Raw genomic sequence first — 17,287 nt, forward strand, 5'->3', positions numbered from 1 at the left:
TGTTGTTCAAGCACCCCGAGGGAGGCCCACCGCTCTCCCTCATACAAGTTGACGATTTAAGAGGAAAAACCCATCAGGGAAGGTGGCCGTACTCACCGCCGCCAAAGGGAATCCGGTGCTCGCGCTCCCCGCGCGCCAGAGCCTCGGCGCCCGCGATGAGACGCCCGACCGGCTTCTTGAAGTCGCGCACCAGCCACCAGAAGGCGGCTGCGCCGGCGATGGCCCCGAAGATCGCGACCAGGCCGGCAAGGAGCTGGTTCATCCGCGCTCTCGCCTCCAGGAGCGAACGCTGGTCGGCCAGCTCCTCGAGCTGGATGTCGAGTGCCTCCTGGATCAGCCGGGCGAAGTCCTGGTCGACACGCTCGTCGAGGATCCTGGAGAGTCGCCCCCACTCCTCTGTCAAGGGGATGGGGTCATCGGTCTCCAGGACGGTCTGGTACTCGGCGAGTAGATTCTGGATCTTGTTCTCGATGCGCGCCAGCCGGTCGAGATCCGTCACCATCTCGTCGAAATCCAGGTGGATCTCCTCGGCGATGATCTCTCGGATGGCGGCGATGTCTCGTCGAATCGCGGCCAGCAGCTCGGTTTCCATCGCGCCTTGGTCGAGATCGCCGATCGTCATCGCATCGCCGAACTGCTTGAACAGTTGGTAGGTGTGATTGGATAAGGAGAGATAGCCCTCGTAAGACCGGTGGGCCAGATCGATGCGTGCAAGATTTCGGCGGGCTTCGTGCGTGCCCCAAACGGCGAGCGAGGTTCCGACGACGGCGAGACTCAGGAGCCCTGCGAACAACAAGAAGAGCTTGGTTGCAAAACGCATGGCCTAGGCCGAGCGATTACGGCGTCTCATGAGCAAGCGGCCGGCAAGCCTTTGGGCTATCGTCGTAACAGACCTCAAGAAATCCTCGCGGGCGGTATTGCCGCGACATTGCGATGCCTTGAAATAGACGCTAGCGGGCATCGCATGGCGTCGATAGCGATTGCTCCGATAAAATAGATCCGATCGCCCGAGCCACACGAACATCCATCCGAGGAATCCTAGAGCGCCTACGGACGCGATATTGGCGCGCTCGATCTCGATCGTCACCCGAGTGCCGTCGGAAAGGCCGAATTGTGTGCGCAGATGGACCAGAGACAGGATTTCGACGACCTGCAACGGAGTCGCAGGCCAGCGATAAATCCACACGCGCGCGCCGTTGAAGCGCGCCGGCCACAGGAACCCCTGTCCGCCGTTGAACGTCCGCTTGGTCTCGCGGCTCAGTCGCAACGGTGTATCGAGCACGATGTTGAGCGATCCCGGAACGATGGATTCGCCCGTTACGCCGAGTAGCTCGTTGGACGTTCGCTCGATGGTTGCGGATGTCAGATTGCGGCCGGGTAGAACGGTTCCGCGGAAAACTCTTGAGTCAGCCACTTACTTCAAGTCCGTTGATTGAGCGGTGGTGGGGTTGAGGCAGTGCACGGGCTCGATCTGCCTTGCTTTGAAACGCGGCGACGGATTTGCCTTCGGTCCGATTAAAACCCGAGCAGGTGTGTGATGTTACCACCACTCTGCTTGTCGATTGCCGTCCCTGGCGCCTCCAAGACCTAGAGTCGGCGGCACTGGTCTTCCTTGCTGCCGGACACGCGATTGTTGCCGCCGGTCGGTGCCGGCCTGTTGCTCTTGCACTGCAGATTACCGTCGATCGTGTTGCCCCGGATCACGAGGCCGCCGGTATTGCTGAATGCCTGCACATCGCCGTCTACGATATTGGCTCGCACCATGATCGACCTACGGTTGCTCTCCAGCTGAATGTTGCCGTCGACGGTATTGTTCTCGATGTAGCTGGGCGAGCCCTTGAGGTATTTTGCCTGGATATCGCCTTTGACGTAGCTGCTTCTGACCGTCACGGCGTTGGCGTTCTCCGCTTGGATGTTGCCGTCGACTCGAACGCCCGTAGCCGTGAGGGTCCCGCCGGAATAGATCTTCACGTTGCCCTTGACGTTGGTGCCCCTGAGGTTGCAGATGCCTTTCACGACGATGTCGCCGTCGATGGTCACTGCGCCGCGGTTGGGCGGGCAGGGGTAATCCCCGGCGAAGGCGGCGGGCGCGAGCCCGATACATCCGAGGGCGAGCAGAGTGGCGAGGGGGCGAAATGCTGTGTCGACGCGCATGTTGGATCTCCGATTTGACTGTTATGGTGGCCTAAACCTGGATGGCTCATGCCAATCTCGGCTCGCGATTGGTTGCTGATGCCGAAGTGGTGCGGTTTGGGTGCTGTGACTCCCTCCGTCTTCGGGCTTTCCCTGATGACGCGAAGATGGGGCATGCCTCCTGAAAGCAGGCTGTCGAATGTATGAACATCGGTTGATAAGAACATGAAAAATTTCTAAAAGCAGACAAAGGGGTGAAGCGATGCGTGTTCTGGTGACGGGCGGGGCGGGTTACATCGGCAGCCACACCTGCGTGGAGATGCTGGACGCGGGCATGGAGGTCGTGGTGGTGGACAATCTGTGCAACAGCAAGGAGGAGTCCTTGCGGCGGGTGGGCGAGATCACGGGGCGAGCGCTGACCTTCGTCAAAGCGGATCTACGGGATCGCGCGGCACTCGATGCGATCTTCCGCGACGGCGCCTTCGATGCCGTCATCCATTTTGCCGGACTCAAGGCGGTAGGGGAGTCGGTCGAGATCCCGCTTGATTACTACGAGAACAACGTCGGCGGGACCATCACGCTCTGCCGGGCGATGGCCGCCGCCGGGGTGAAAAATCTGGTCTTCAGCTCGTCGGCCACGGTCTACGGAGATCCGGCGACGGTGCCGATCGGAGAAGGATTTCCGCTGTCGGCGACCAATCCCTACGGCCGCTCCAAGCTCTTCATCGAGGAGATCCTGCGCGATCTTCACGCCTCGGACGGGGCCTGGAACATTGCCCTGCTGCGCTATTTCAATCCGGTCGGCGCGCATCCGAGCGGGCGCATCGGGGAGGATCCCAACGGGATTCCGAACAATCTGATGCCCTATGTCGCCCAGGTCGCGGTCGGCAAGCTGCCGCGGCTGCGCGTCTTCGGCAATGACTATCCGACACCGGACGGCACCGGCGTGCGCGATTACATCCATGTGGTCGATCTGGCCCGCGGACATCTTGCGGCGCTGCGTCGGCTGGAGGCGGCGCCCGGCGTGGTCGTCTACAACCTCGGGACCGGGCAGGGCTACAGCGTGCTCGACATGGTCGCGGCCTTCGAGCGCGCGAGCGGACGGCCCGTGCCCTACGAGATCGTCGCGCGCCGCGCCGGCGACATCGCCGTCTGCTATGCCGATCCGGCACTCGCCAAGGCGGAGCTCGGCTGGCAGGCGCAATTCGGGATCGACGCGATGGTCCGCGATAGCTGGCGGTGGCAGTCCGAGAATCCGCAGGGGTTCGGTGACTGAAGGCACGCCCGCGCGGGACGCAACGGATGGGCGACCTTGCCGAGGGTCCAGGATAGACAAGCGTCGCGCGGAGCGGATACTTGCACCGAAGGCGCCGCCTGCGTCGAGCGCGATGGTCGAGCTCGAGGCGATGCCCATCAGCATCACTGGAGATCACGCATGTCCGTGTTCATCGAAGTCGAGCACGTCACCACCTACCGCTATGCCAAGCCGGTCGAGTTTTCCAGGCACAAGGTGATGTTTCGTCCGCGGGCCGCGCACGACATCCGCGTGCTGCGCGCACGTCTCGAGGTCTCGCCGCTTGCGCGGCAACACTGGGTGCACGACGTCTTCTCCAACTCGGTCGCGCTCGTCGAGCTGCTCGAGCCGGCGCAGGAGCTGCGTTTCGACGCGCGCTTCACGATCGAGCATTTCGGCGTCCGCAACCTCGAGCTTCCGGTCGATCCGGAGGCGCAGAACTATCCGTTCGATTACAGTGCCGACGACCGGATCGACCTCGCCCCCTTTCTGCCGCCCCAATACCCGAAGGATGCTCCGGGCGTGAGCGACTGGGTGAAGCAGTTCATGCCGGCCCGCGGTGTCATCCAGACCCGCGACATCCTGCGCAACATCTCCGAGGGGATTCGCGGCGATTTCGCCTATGCCTCCCGCGAGGCGATGGGAACCCAGCGCCCGGCCGAGACCCTGTCGCTGCGCAGCGGGACCTGCCGCGACTTCGCCCTCCTGATGATCGAGTCAGCGCGCGGCTTGGGTCTGGCCGCGCGTTTCGTCTCGGGTTACCTCTACGACCCCTCGCTCGACGGTCCGCCGCCGGTCGAGGTCGGCAGCGGCTTGCAGCAAGGCGTGCGTCAGTCCGAGAGCTTCGACGCAGAGGTCGACACCCGCGGAGCCGGCGCCACCCACGCCTGGCTGCATGTCTACCTCCCGGGCGCCGGTTGGGTGCCCTTCGATCCCACCAACACCCTGTTCGGCGGCACCGACCTCATCCGCGTCGCCTACACCCGTACCCCCGAGCAGGCCGCGCCGATCTCGGGCGGCTGGACCGGCTCGGCCAGCGACTATCTCGGGATGACCGTCAGTGTCAGCGTGCGCCGGATCGATGCCGAGCAGGCGGCCGCCGAAGCGGAGGATCCGGCCGGGGAGCCTTGAAAGATCGGAGCGTCGCAGCGCATGGTCGGTCGCTCTGCGGCCTCGGTCGCAAGATCAGGTTAGCACCTGTTAATCGGCGTCCAGAGCGAAGTCGAGACCCGAGCTTCGGCGGGGACGCGGTTAAAAGTGCTTATTTTTTATAATCCTAAATCGCGTCAGCTCCGGCGTTCTAAGGATCTGGCGGAGGCTGATCCAATCCAAAACGATGCATATCCCTCCGGACGCGATTTAGGCCGGGAGATTCAGACAGATCCTCGCTCCCCCGAGCGTCGATGACTCGACGCTGAGGCGGCCGCCGTAGGCCTCGCAGATCTCGCGGGCCACCGCGAGACCGATGCCGTGGCCGGGAACCGCCTCGTCGGCGCGGGCGCCGCGGGCGAGGAGGCGTTCGGCATCCCGCGGCGGGATGCCGGGGCCGTCGTCCTCGATGGCAATGACAAGCAGTCCCTTGGACCTGTGGGCGCCGATCCGCACCTCCTTTCGGCACCACTTGAAGGCATTGTCGAGCAGGTTGCCGAGCATCTCCAGCAGGTCCCCCTCGATGCCGTTGAGCTGGGTCTCCGGCGGGATCTCCAGGGTCGCGCGCACGCCCTTGTCCCGGTAGACCTTGCCGAGCGAGGCGATGAGTCGGTCCGCGATGCGTCCGATTTGGACCGGCGGGGCCAGGGTGGTGTTCAGGAGTCCGCCGGTGCGGGCCCGCTGCAACTGGTGGGCGATGATGTTGTCCATCCGCGCCAGCTGCTCCTTCATCAACTCGCCGACATCGGCCCCGCCGGCGGCATCTCCGATCGCCCCTCTGATCACGGCGAGCGGTGTCTTGAGGCTGTGCGCAAGGTCGCCGAGCGCGTTGTCGAGGCGCCTCTGGCGTGCCTGCTCATGGGCGAGGAGTCCGTTGAGGTTGTCCGTCAGGGCGCGGATCTCGCTCGGATAGGTGCCGAGGATCTTGGCCTGATTGCCTGACTCGATCGCGGCCACCTCGGTGCTCACGCGTCGCAGCGGCGCGAGTCCCCAAGCGAGGATCAAGACCAGCGCCGTCAACATGAGCAGGGCCATCGCACCGAGCCAGACAGCGAGACTGCCGCGAAAGCGCCCGACCTCCTCGTTGAAGGCGGCCATGTCCTCGGCGACCAGGAACACATAGTGGCGCGGCAGCTCCCCGGTTTCCCAAGACACGCCGAAGCCTTCCACCAGATAGCCCTCGCCATCGCCGCCCCGTCTGAGCTCGAGCCGACGCTGCCCCGGCACGAGGTCCATCGGGCTCGGCTCGGGGATTCCCATCGCTGACGCGGATTCCCAAACCAGCCGATCGGACATGTCGAAAACGCGCGCGTACAGGCCTGACCCAGGTAGGCTGAAGCGGGCCTCGGCAAGTGCATCGGGGAAGACCAGGCCGTCGCTGTCCGCCTCGGCCGCCGCCATCAGGAGAAAGATCTGGGCGAGGAGACGCTCCTCGCGCGAGGATTCGGCGGTCTCGCGAAAGGCCCGTTCCAAGGCGAGGCTGGTGAGCAGGATGAAGACCGCGAGCACCGCGGCGGCGGAGGCGACGACGCGTGCACGCAGCGACATCAGGAAGAACCCGGGTGCGCGTCCTCGCTTGCGAGTGCCAGGCGGTAGCCGCGACCGCGCAAGGTCTCGATCGGCGCGAGCGAGCCGTCGGGGTCGAGCTTGCGTCGCAGGCGGCCCAGAAGCACCTCGATGACGTTGCTGTCGCGATCCTCGTCATGCGGATAGAGCCGGTCCGCCAAGGCTTGCTTGGAGAGCACACCGCCGCGGGCGCTCGCCAGTTGCTCCAAGAGCCGGTATTCGTACGCGGTCAGCTCGGTCTGGCGTTCGTGGATCCAGACCGACTGGGCGACCAGATCCATGCGCAGCGGTCCGATGCGCAGCTCCCGAGACGCCGCCCCGTTGGCTCGGCGGATCAGGGCGCGCAGTCGGGCCAACAGCTCCTCGGCCTGAAAGGGCTTGGCGAGATAGTCGTCGGCCCCTGCCTCGAGACCTTCTACCTTGTCCTGCCAGCGATCGCGCGCGGTCAAAATCAAGATCGGCAGGAGGCTGTTCCGTGCGCGCAGGTTGCGGATGATCTCCAGCCCGCTCATCCCCGGCAGACCGAGATCGATCACCGCAGCATCGAAGGGGTATTCGGTCGCCAGGTACAAACCTTCGCGACCCTCGCCGGTGCCTTCCGCGAGGGCGCCCTCGCGACCGAGACGCTCGATGATTTGGCGACGCAGCTCCGCCTCGTCCTCGATCACCAAAACATGCATAGGCTCACCCTTCAGCGGCCCGAGACGAAGACGTATTTGACCTCGCCGGACGGGGTCAGAACCTTGACCTGATAGCCGCCGTCCGAGGGTTTCACGGAGAGGACGCGCCCGCCGCCGGTCTGGCGCCGCGCCGCCGCTTCCGCCTGTCCCGGGCTCATCTGCCCTTGGCGCGAGTCGTCTTTGCGGGCCCACGCGGTCCCGGTCATCGCGACGGCGACGACGACGAGCAACATGGCGAGGACGAGTCTGGTCGAGCGCATGGTGTTGGTGGCTCCGGGATCCGTTCCAGGTGTGAGTGAATCTAGCACAGACGGCCCGTCGGGCCGAAGGCATCCGCGCGCCGCAGCGCACTATCTCGGGTTGCGGTCGCTCCTGTAGCCGGGCTGCGAAGGATTCAGGATGACCGAGCGTGGAGGGACATAACCGCGAATGGCATGGCCGCCGTATTCCGGCGCCGTGATGGTCGTGGTGCCGCGCTCGGGGCGATAACGGCGGGGATAGGGCTGGCAGGGCCGGCCGCGATCGCAGCGCCACTCCCGACAGTCGCGCCCCTCGCACTCGGGAGGCTCCCGCGCGGTCGAGGTCGCAGGCGCGAGGGCGAGGGTCGCGAGACCGACAGCGGATAGGATCAACAGCGTCCGGCCGATGTTCATGGATCATCTCCAGCGAAGCGACGGGAAATGGATACCCCGTCATAACCCCAAGAGTAGAGTATCCACGCTGAACCGCACCTGAACCGCAGGGCTGTCGAAATCCTCATTCCTCAAACCGCGCCCGCCATGAAGCCCGCAGGTGTGCGCGACATCAACACGGGGCGACAGATCGCTGTCACCCCGAGGCGCGGTTTAATGCCCTTTAAGCCGCCTGCGCATCGCGTGCAGGGTCGGCTCGGTATAGCCGTTCGGCGCCTCGCGACCCTTGAAGATCAGGTCCGAGGCGGCCTCGAAGGCGATGCCGTCGAACCCGGGTGCCATGGGACGATAGACAGGATCATCGGCGTTCTGCGCGTCGACCACGGCGGCCATCCGCTTGAGCGTCTCCATGACCTGCTCGCGCGATACGATCCCGTGATGCAGCCAGTTGGCGACATGCTGGCTCGAGATCCGCAGGGTCGCGCGATCCTCCATCAGGCCGACGTTGGCGATGTCCGGCACCTTCGAGCAGCCCACACCCTGATCGACCCAGCGCACCACGTAGCCCAGGATGCCCTGACAGTTGTTGTCGAGCTCCTGCTGGATCTCCTCCGCACTCCAGGTGCAGCTCGGGTCCAGCGGAATCTGCAGGATGGTGTCCAGGCTGGCCCGCGGTCCGCCGGCGGCCAGCTCGGCCTGCACGGCGGCCACGTCGACCTGGTGGTAGTGCATGGCATGCAGGGTCGCGGCGGTCGGGGAGGGCACCCAGGCGCAGTTGGCACCGGCTTTGGGATGACCCGCCTTGGTCGCGACCATGGCGCGCATCTCGTCGGGCATGGTCCACATGCCCTTGCCGATCTGGGCATGACCGCGCAGACCGCAGGCGAGACCGACATCGACGTTCCAGTTCTCGTAGGCCAGCAGCCAAGGCGCGGTCTTCATGTCGCCTTTGCGCAGCACTGCACCGGCTTCCATGTCGGTGTGGATCTCGTCGCCGGTGCGATCCAGGAACCCGGTGTTGATGAAGATGACCCGCTCGGAGGCCACCCGGATGCACTCCTTGAGGTTCAGAGTCGTGCGGCGCTCCTCGTCCATGATGCCGATCTTGATGGTGTTGCGGGCGAGACCGAGCGCATCCTCGACCCCCGCAAAGATGTCGACCGCGAGCTGGACCTCATCGGGTCCGTGCATCTTCGGCTTGACGATGTAGACGCTGCCGGCGCGCGAGTTGCGATGGGCCCCGAAGGTGGGATGGATGTCGTGCAGCGCACAGGCCACCGTGACCAGGGCGTCGAGCATGCCTTCCGGGATCTCGTTGCCGTCGGCATCCAGCACGGCATCCGTGGTCATGAGGTGTCCGACATTGCGCACCAACATGAGTGAACGGCCGGGCAGGGTGAGTGTGCCGCCGAGCGGGGTGCGATAGCTCCGGTCCTCGTCCAGGGCGCGATCGACGGGTTTGCCGCCCTTTTGGAAACGCGCGGTGAGGTTGCCCTTCATGAGACCCAGCCAGTTGCGATAGACCTCGACCTTATCCTCGGTATCTACCGCGGCGACCGAGTCCTCGCAATCCTGGATGCTGGTCATGGCCGATTCCAGCAACAGATCGGCGACACCGGCGGGGCTGTCGCGACCGACCTGATGCTCGCGATCGATCCGAATCTCGATATGCAGGCCATGGTTGACCAGCAGGACGGCATCCGGCTTCTCAGGGGTGCCCAGATAGCCGACGAACTGGCCGGGCTCCGCCAGCATGGTCTGGCTGTTGTCCGGCAGGCAGACGACCAGCTTGCCGTCCTCGATCCGATAGCCGCAGGACTCCCCGTGCGAGCCGCGGTTCAGCGGTGCGGCCTCGTCGAGGAAGGCCGCGGCGCGGGCGATGACCTCGGCGCCGCGCTTGGGGTTGTAGGTCTTGCCGCGCTCCATCCCGTCGGCGTCCGGGATCACATCGGTCCCGTAGAGCGCGTCGTAGAGACTGCCCCAGCGGGCGTTCGCGGCGTTGAGTGCGTAACGCGCGTTGCTCACCGGCACCACGAGCTGCGGACCGGCGATCTCGGCGATTTCCGGGTCGACGTTCGCCGTGGCGACGCCGAAGCTCGGTCCCTCGGGGACGAGGTAGCCGATGTCAGACAGGAAGGCGCGGTAGGCGCCCTGATCCAGGGTCCGACCTCGATGCTCGAGGTGCCAGGCGTCGATACGGGCCTGCAACGCGTCGCGCTTCCCCAGAAGGACGCGATGACGTGGCGCGAGCTCCTGCACCATGTTCCCGAAGGACTGCCAGAATGCATCGGGTGCGATACCGGTGCCGGGCAAGACGTGGTCTTTGACTAAATCGAACAAAGGCTGCGCAACACTCAAGCCGCCCACATCCGTACGCTTCATCATCATCTCGATCTCCAACCCTCGGGTCGCGAGGGCCATTTCAGTGGTATCGGAGTGCCGTGCATTGTTGTCTTCAGCCTTCGAAAAAGCTAATCGGCACATGTGCCGGGCCGATCACCGAAGTACGTGTGATCCATGCGGGCCCGATTTTCCAACTAGACTAAAATGGAGACTTTGGCGGACCGGGGCAATCTTTGCCCGATGAATTCCGTCAAGTTAGAGGATTCATTGGTCCAATGCTACGGGAGTGATGCGCCGACATGCCGCCGGGTCTCCGGGAACGAAGTAGGAAGCGCCGAAATCAATGAAACACCTCTTGCGGCGGTCGCCAGCCCTGCGCATAGCCCTTATTTACCTTGTCTTTGGGCTCGCTTGGATCTTGGCTTCGGACGTGCTGCTGTCGCTTGCGACAGGCGAGCTGGGAATCCTGCTGGGCATGAGCCTGACAAAGGGCCTGCTGTTCGTCGCGGTGACCGCGATCCTGCTCTATTGGTTGCTCAACACCTCGATCGGTCGCGCCCTGGAGGCAGAGCCCTCGGCAGTCGAGGTGCCGATCAAGCCCGTCAAGCCACTTCGGATGATCTTGGGCGCTTTGGCCCTCTTGACACTGGTCCCGATTCTGAGCCTCGGTGTGGTCTTGATTCATGGTCCCCAGCTGGAGCGTGAAGCCTATTCGAGCCTAGACGCCGTCGCCGCTCTCAAGGCCGAACAACTGGGGCAATGGTTGGCGGAAAGGCACGGCGATGCGTTGCTGCTCGCGTCCGATGAACGCTTTTCTCAACAACTCGAACAATTGCTCGCCGACTCGTCTCCGGATCCGACCCTCGCCGCGGTCGTTTCCAGCCGTCTTGCAGCACTTGTGGATGTCTACGACTACGAGGGCGTTCTCGTTGTCGTCCCTGAGGGCGAGGTCGTGCTGAGGATCGGCGCGCATTCCGAGCTTATGCTGCCGCTCGACAGCTTGATCTTGCGCGCACAGGTCGAGAATCGCGTTCTGCAGAGCGCGCTCCAGCGGGACCAGGACGGCGGCGTTCATCTCGACTGGGTGGTCCCGTTTTCGGTCGAGGAGGGCGGGGGGCGACGAGCGGTCGCGACCATCCTGCTGCGCGCGGGAACCGAGGCTTTCTTGTATCCGACCTTGCGCGCTTGGCCGACCGCGAGCCCGAGCGCCGAAACCCTCTTGGTGGAGCGAAAGGGCGATTTCGCGGTTTTTCTGAGCGTCGCCCGGCATCACCAGTGGGAACCGCTTGTTCAAAAGGTTCCGTTGGGCGATCCGCTGCCGGCCACGGCTGCGTTGCTCCACGACAGCGACGTCGGGCATGTCCCGGGGCGGGACTATCGAGGGGTCGAGGTACTTGCCGTGTTTCGTCGCATCGCGGGGACCAACTGGCGTCTGATCGCGAAGGTGGATCGTGCAGAGGTCATGGCGCCGCTGCGGGTGTTGGTCTATTGGGTCAGTCTGGTTGCTGCGGCCGCGTTGCTGGCGCTCGCGACGTCCGCGTACTTCCTCTGGCGTCTTCAGCAGCGCAACCACCGTCTGGAGATGGCGGCGCAGGCCGCCGAGAAGGATCGGCTGTTGATGAAGTTCTACGAGCTCCCCTTTGTAGGCATGGCGATCACCTCGCCGCAGACCAAACGCTGGAGTCGCTTCAACGACCGGCTCTGCGAGATCTTCGGTTACTCGCGAGACGAGTTGGTGGAGATGACCTGGGTCGAGCTGACCTATCCGCCAGATCTCGACGCGGATCTGGCCGAGTTCGAGCGGGTGATCGCCGGGAAATCGGACGGCTACGCGATGGAGAAGCGCTTCGTGCGCAAGGACGGGCGTATTGTCGACACTGAGATCGACGTCCGTGTCGTGCGGCACGCGGACGGGAGCATCGACTATTTCATCGCGACCATCGACGACATCAGCGAGCGCAAGCGTCAGGAAGAGCGTCTACGGCTGGCCGCGGCCCTTTTCGACAACACGCGCGAGGGTGTCGTGGTGACGGATCGCGACACCTGCATCCTCCAGGTCAACAAGGCGTTCGTCGAGCTGACGGGCTATCGTGAAGACGAGGCGGTCGGTCGGACGCCGGCCCTCCTTCGATCGGATCGCCACGACGCCGCCTTTTTCGACGCCATGTGGCGGCGCATCGATGCCACCGGCCACTGGCAGGGCGAGCTCTGGAACCAGCGCAAGAACGGCACGCTCTACCCGGTGTTGCTCAACATCAGCGCGGTCAGGGACGACGCGGGGCGGGTCGTCCAGTATGTCGGCGCCTTCTCGGATCTGTCGCGGATCAAGGATTCCGAGTCTCGTCTGGACTTCCTTGTCCATCACGATCCTCTGACCGAGCTGCCCAATCGCCTTCTGCTCGTCTCGCGCCTGGATCACGCGATCGATGTCGCGGCCCGCGAAGGCCAGCTCGTGGCGCTGCTTCTGCTCGATCTGGACCGCTTCAAGGATGTCAACGACAGCTTCGGTCATCCCGCCGGCGATGATCTGCTTCGACAGACGGCGCGGCGTCTCGGCGGTTGTCTGGCTGCGGCCGATACCCTAGCGCGGCTCGGCGGGGACGAGTTCGGGATCCTGCTCGAAGACATCGTCGATCCGCAGGACGCTGCCCGTGTCGCCGAGCGGCTGATTACGGCGTTGGGCGAAACGACCAGGCTACCGGACGGCAGCGAGGTGCGCATCGGCGCAAGCATCGGCATCAGCGTCTACCAGGGGCAAAACGAGGATGCCGGAGAGATGCTGCGTCAAGCCGACGCCGCCCTCTATCGGGCGAAGGCGGGCGGACGCAGTCGCTTCGATTTCTATACCGAGGATCTCACGCGCAGCGCGCGGCTGCGCGTGGAGACCGAGCGGCGGCTGCGCTGCGCTTTGGCCGATGGCCAACTGGTCGCGCATTATCAACCTCAGGTCGAGATCGCCACCGGACGCGTTGTCGGTGTCGAGGCGTTGGTGCGCTGGCGCGATCCCCAGCGCGGTTTGATCCCGCCGGGCGAGTTCATCCCGCTCGCCGAAGAGACGGGTTTGATCGGCGCGCTCGGCGATTGGGTGCTGCACGAGGCTTGTCGCCAAGGGGTACTTTGGATGGAGGTCGGCATCGCCCCCTTGGTCGTCGCGGTCAACCTCTCCGCGCATCAGCTGCGTCAAGGCGACATCGTCGAGTCCGTTGCGCGCGTGCTTCGCCAGACCGGTTTCCCGGCCGAGCGGCTCGAGCTCGAGCTCACCGAGAGCGCCCTGATGGAGCGCGAGGGCGACACCGTGGGTGTTTTGGATCGTCTACGAGAGCAAGGGATCATGATGGCGGTGGACGATTTTGGAACCGGCTATTCCTCGTTCGCCTATCTGCGGCGATTCCATCTGGACGTGCTCAAGATCGACAAGCGTTTCATCGACGAGATCGACCAACAGCCGGATGCGCGCACCATCGTCGATGCCATCATCGCCATGGGGCACGCCCTCGGTCTGAAGGTCTTGGCCGAGGGTGTCGAAACGCAAGCCCAGCTCGATATCCTGCGTACACAGGGGTGCGACCTCTTCCAAGGGTACCTGAGGAGTCGCCCGTTGGAGCCGGATGCCGTCACCTCGCTGCTGCGCACCGATGGTCGGGGCCGATCCCTGGTCCTGCGGGTTGCGACCGAGGACCGGCGCGTGCAATGACGGATCAGCTCACTCCTACCCAGCGCTCGCGCCTCATGGCTCGGGTCATCGGGAAGGACACCAAGCCCGAGTGGATCCTGCGCTCCGCGCTGCACCGGCTCGGCTTTCGCTATCGCCTCGGCGGAGGCGGACTCCCCGGTCGGCCGGATCTGATCCTGCCCAAGTACCGCGCCGTGGTCTTCGTTCACGGCTGCTTCTGGCATCACCATGCCGGCTGCAAACGCGCGACCGTTCCGCGGACCAACGCGGCCTTTTGGAAGGAGAAGCTCGAGCGCAACGTCGCGCGCGACCGAGAGGTCACGGCCGCGCTCGATGCCGCGGGCTGGAAGGGCATCGTGGTCTGGGAGTGCGAGCTGTATCGCGATCCCGTCGCGGTCGCGTCTCGCGTGGTGTCGGCATTGACCGAGGGCGCTCACGTGCCGGAGGATGGCGGCTGCAATGTCGGGACACTCGATCCCCGTCGGTTGCTGCGGATCGCGGAAGAGAAGCGACGCTATCGGATCGGACCAAAAAAACTCGAAGACGATGTGGATCAAGACGGGTGAATGCATGAGCCAAGCGACGACCTGCTTTACCCTGGTCGATCTCTTTTCCGGAGCAGGCGGGATGAGCTTCGGCTTCCACCGGCACCCGAGCTTTCGGGTCATCGCGGCGGCCGATGCCGAGCTGGGCAAACCCAGCAGCGGGGGAGGGGCGCTTCAGTGCAATGCCACCTACGCGCGGAACATCGGCGTCACGCCCGTCGCCATCGATCTCTCGACAGTCGCCGCGGACGCGCTTCCCGAGCGCCTGGGGCTCGATGCATCGACCCGGATCAATGTCCTGTCGGCCTGTCCGCCCTGCACCGGATTCAGCCGCGCCAATCCGAGCAACCACCTAAGCGACGACCTGCGCAATAGCCTGGTTCGCCGCTGTGCGCAGTTCGCCGCCGTGCTGGACGTGGACATCCTGGTGATGGAGAACGCACGCGAGCTGATTCGGGGTAACTTCTCCCACCACTATCACGGTCTCTGTCGGGATCTCACCGAGCTTGGCTACGCGGTGTCCGGCGCGACCCATCTGCTCAGCCGTTTCGGTCTGCCCCAAATCAGGGAGCGCGCCATCGTCATCGCGGTCAAGCGCCCGCTCTCCATGCGGACGCTCGATGATCTCTGGGACGGCTGGCGCGTGCGCGACGAGGCGCTGACGGTCCGGCGCGCCTTCGCGGCGATCGATCCCCGGTCGAGCGGGGTCGAGACCTATCCGGGCTTCGCCTCCTCGGAGGTGATCCGCCGCCTCCGGGCAACGCCACGCGACGGCGGCTCATGGATGGACCTTCTGTCGCGACCGGATCGCGATCAGCTCCTGACCCCCGCAATGCAGCGCATCGCGCGGGAGCGTCGGTTCGGCTCCTATCCCGACGTCTACGGCAGGATGGCTTGGGACAAGCCCGCGCCGACCATCAAACGCGAATGCGCACACGTCGGTAACGGCCGCTATGCCCATCCGGAGGAGGACCGCCTCTGCTCGGTTCGAGAGATGGCCATGCTGCAAGGCTTCCCGAACGATTTCATCTTCGCCGACGCGGCCCTCTCGAACCTCTATCGGCATATCGGCGACGCCGTACCGCCGCTGATCTCTCATCAGATCGCGCATCTGTGCGAATGGATCTTGACGGGCCGGCGGCCGACGTTCATGGAGACGTTTTTGCCGGGTACCCACTTAACACCCGAGGATGTGATCCGAGATGGTCGGTCGATTCACGCCGATCCTCCGGATGGCAGCGCTCGCGTGAGCGGCTTCTGAAGGCTGTGCGCTCATCGGGGAGCTGATCGATGGATCAGGTCCAATTCGACCTCGGCAGGATCGACGAGGCGCGGCTCGACGCTGGTCAGTCATCAATCCTTTTTCGGGGCCCCCCCTCTATCGAGAACGTTTCGACTCGCCATGCGGATATTCCTGCCGCGATGCCGGTATCCAGGTCAGCGAGGCGCCGCCCGGTCAAGGGTTCTCGTGTCCATCCCAGGAATCGTCCAGACCAAACGATGCCCCAGGCGAACCTGCGCCGGGTCGACCAACAACAAGCGCGAGCCAACGTCAATCCGACGCATCTTAAGTTCGGGAAGATCGCAGCGTGCAGAACGCATCGGGCAGACATGCGTTGCGAGTCGTCAGTGACCCGGCCAGCGGTAAGTGCAGGCAGGGCCGGCGGCTTGAAATCCCTAGGGAAATCCTCGAACCGTTGGATCGGCCATTGACGGAACCTCTTCGGAACCTGACGACAGATCCGGAGATCCAGCCAACGGTCCCAGTGCGACGCCGAACCGCCCTCACGACGTGGGCTGCCGGGGTTGACGTGGGACATCCTTAGGCTACTCTTGCGCTCGACCGCATGCAGTCTAGTACACATATCGATGCGCGCAATCTAGAACACGTTAGCTTTAAAAACCCGACAAATTCGAAATTTTCAACGGACCCGTCTCGTTATGATCTTGGATAATGAAAAAATGGTTCGCTACCTGATGAACGTGATCGGTTTGGCAAGGGCAGACAATTCGTTATCGCCCCGAGAGTCCGGCGCCATAGAGTTCGTCCAAACCGCTATTGGAGCGAGAAAAACAGAACTAAATAAGGCGTACAAAATGGTGGAAGATCATGCCTTTACGCCCGAGGCAGTGGGAGCATGGTCCGATCAAATCAAGAACCTAGAACACATCATTTACGTTGCGCTGATTGATGGAAGTATTGATGAAAATGAAAAGCTCTATATTCTCAATTTCGCAAAGCAGGTAAAGATTTCCCAAGAACAGTTAAACGTCATCATTTCTGACGTCAAAACATCCATTGCCGCAACTACCCAAGAAATAAAATGCCCTGGCTGCGGTGCGAGCATAGCTGCTACCGCGAAATTTTGTCCCCAATGTGGCGCAAATGTTGTTGTTGCCGAGGCTGATCAGTCTGTTGCGGTCTCATATGAAATCCCGACCAATGGGGTAGCTATAGAATTTGCCGAATCTTCTTCAGCGAACTTTGGGATGGCGGTGAAGGCCATGAGAGAAGCTCCAGTGAACGGAGAATGCATTAGGGCAAAGAAGCAATGGTATATGGCGTGTTGGCCAAGATCAAACATAGCCGATGCTTTTGAGTTGGTTAACAATCTCAAAGGGCAGCGAAACAGGAAGGTTTACCTAGATGGCGAAGAACGGCAATGGAATGATGTTTTCGATTTTGTAAATTGTGCCAACGCAAGAAAAGCCGCGTATCGTCCCAACGAATACTGCTTTGGAATTGATGAAAAGCGTTTGAATATTTGGGGTTGTAGAAAGGCAGGAATGGATTGGAATGAATGGTCAAGCTGGTTCGGCTATGGTGCGTATAGCAAAACTGGAATGCTTGGTCGGACGGTTGTGTTTACCTTCGATAAGTCGCGCATACGCCATGAACTCGAAACTAGTCTACATAGTTGCCAACTTTGCCCTCATTTACGGTTCGATCTAATTGAGGCTGTATTGGAGGAAATTCCAGAACAAGTTACGCCGAGTCAAAACGGAGATTGGCGATACAAACGAGACTACAACGAAGCACCAGGTGCAATCGAAGTGAAAGAAGTATCGCGCAGTGGCGGTATGACATTTACAAATGAATATTATTCCTCTGGAGTGTCTCCTGCATCAGTGTATGTCGGCCTTGAAATACTGAAACGAGCTTTCCAGCGGTGCCAAGTCCCGAAAGATATTTCAGCCGCTGTACTTGAATACAAAGAATGAAAGCTAACAATCGGCTCCACAAGGACGCCAAACTCTCCTCTTCGCTCCGA

Annotated in this window: 14 protein-coding genes; 6 read left to right on the forward strand and 8 right to left on the reverse strand. The window is 63.0% G+C overall.

The annotated features are described in order from the left end of the window. Positions 1 to 73: 73 nt before the first annotated feature. The 3 genes from BLV04_RS16045 to BLV04_RS16055 form a co-directional block, all read right to left on the reverse strand. Positions 74 to 820 (reverse strand): methyl-accepting chemotaxis protein, encoded by a 747-nt coding sequence (locus tag BLV04_RS16045; RefSeq protein ID WP_093034367.1) that lies wholly within the window; start codon positions 818 to 820, stop codon positions 74 to 76. A gap of 3 nt (positions 821 to 823) precedes the next feature. After that, positions 824 to 1,414, reverse strand: a complete 591-nt coding sequence (locus BLV04_RS16050; RefSeq protein WP_139191947.1) for a hypothetical protein — start codon at positions 1,412 to 1,414, stop codon at positions 824 to 826. 173 nt (positions 1,415 to 1,587) lie between these two features. Next, positions 1,588 to 2,154: a bactofilin family protein gene (locus BLV04_RS16055; protein ID WP_093034373.1), complete on the reverse strand. Its 567-nt coding sequence runs from the start codon at positions 2,152 to 2,154 to the stop codon at positions 1,588 to 1,590. 241 nt (positions 2,155 to 2,395) lie between these two features. On the opposite strand from BLV04_RS16055, the gene galE reads away from it, so the two are divergent. Together galE and BLV04_RS16065 are read left to right on the forward strand one after the other, a co-directional pair. Then, positions 2,396 to 3,409: a UDP-glucose 4-epimerase GalE gene (gene galE / locus BLV04_RS16060; RefSeq protein ID WP_093034376.1), complete on the forward strand. Its 1,014-nt coding sequence runs from the start codon at positions 2,396 to 2,398 to the stop codon at positions 3,407 to 3,409. 159 nt (positions 3,410 to 3,568) lie between these two features. Continuing rightward, positions 3,569 to 4,558 (forward strand): transglutaminase family protein, encoded by a 990-nt coding sequence (locus BLV04_RS16065; protein ID WP_093034379.1) that lies wholly within the window; start codon positions 3,569 to 3,571, stop codon positions 4,556 to 4,558. Between the two features lie 228 nt (positions 4,559 to 4,786). On the opposite strand, the gene BLV04_RS16070 is transcribed toward BLV04_RS16065, so the two are convergent. From BLV04_RS16070 to BLV04_RS16090, 5 genes are all read right to left on the reverse strand, one after another. Further along, entirely contained in the window at positions 4,787 to 6,124 is a 1,338-nt protein-coding gene (locus BLV04_RS16070; RefSeq protein ID WP_093034382.1) for an ATP-binding protein, read from the reverse strand. Next, positions 6,124 to 6,822 (reverse strand): response regulator transcription factor, encoded by a 699-nt coding sequence (locus BLV04_RS16075; RefSeq protein WP_093034385.1) that lies wholly within the window; start codon positions 6,820 to 6,822, stop codon positions 6,124 to 6,126. The genes BLV04_RS16070 and BLV04_RS16075 overlap by 1 nt, the downstream gene beginning before the upstream one ends. Before the next feature lie 11 nt (positions 6,823 to 6,833). Next, the gene (locus tag BLV04_RS16080; protein ID WP_093034388.1) at positions 6,834 to 7,082 is read right to left on the reverse strand and encodes a PepSY domain-containing protein; all 249 of its coding nucleotides are present in this window, start codon (positions 7,080 to 7,082) and stop codon (positions 6,834 to 6,836) included. 90 nt (positions 7,083 to 7,172) lie between these two features. Beyond that, positions 7,173 to 7,475, reverse strand: coding sequence for a hypothetical protein (locus BLV04_RS16085; protein ID WP_093034391.1), 303 nt, complete (start codon positions 7,473 to 7,475; stop codon positions 7,173 to 7,175). Positions 7,476 to 7,667: 192 nt separating this feature from the next. After that, positions 7,668 to 9,839 (reverse strand): malate synthase G, encoded by a 2,172-nt coding sequence (locus BLV04_RS16090; protein WP_093034639.1) that lies wholly within the window; start codon positions 9,837 to 9,839, stop codon positions 7,668 to 7,670. 301 nt (positions 9,840 to 10,140) lie between these two features. Between BLV04_RS16090 and BLV04_RS16095 the strand changes: the two genes are divergently transcribed. The 4 genes from BLV04_RS16095 to BLV04_RS24475 all read left to right on the forward strand — a co-directional run bounded on the left by BLV04_RS16095 (position 10,141) and on the right by BLV04_RS24475 (position 17,237). Beyond that, positions 10,141 to 13,491 carry a bifunctional diguanylate cyclase/phosphodiesterase gene (locus tag BLV04_RS16095; protein ID WP_093034394.1) on the forward strand — a complete coding sequence of 1,117 codons (3,351 nt, stop codon included), beginning with the start codon at positions 10,141 to 10,143 and terminating at the stop codon, positions 13,489 to 13,491. Beyond that, on the forward strand, positions 13,488 to 14,036 hold the full coding sequence (locus tag BLV04_RS16100; protein WP_093034397.1) for a very short patch repair endonuclease: 549 nt from the start codon (positions 13,488 to 13,490) through the stop codon (positions 14,034 to 14,036). The genes BLV04_RS16095 and BLV04_RS16100 overlap by 4 nt, the downstream gene beginning before the upstream one ends. 4 nt (positions 14,037 to 14,040) lie before the next feature. Beyond that, a complete protein-coding gene (locus tag BLV04_RS16105; protein WP_093034400.1) occupies positions 14,041 to 15,276 on the forward strand; it encodes a DNA cytosine methyltransferase in 1,236 nt (411 codons plus the stop codon). A 680-nt stretch (positions 15,277 to 15,956) separates the two neighbouring features. Further along, positions 15,957 to 17,237, forward strand: coding sequence for a zinc ribbon domain-containing protein (locus BLV04_RS24475; RefSeq protein WP_139191948.1), 1,281 nt, complete (start codon positions 15,957 to 15,959; stop codon positions 17,235 to 17,237). The last annotated feature ends 50 nt before the right edge of the window (positions 17,238 to 17,287 follow it).

The organism is Thiocapsa roseopersicina, assembly GCF_900106925.1.
GTDB classification, from domain to species: domain Bacteria; phylum Pseudomonadota; class Gammaproteobacteria; order Chromatiales; family Chromatiaceae; genus Thiocapsa; species Thiocapsa roseopersicina.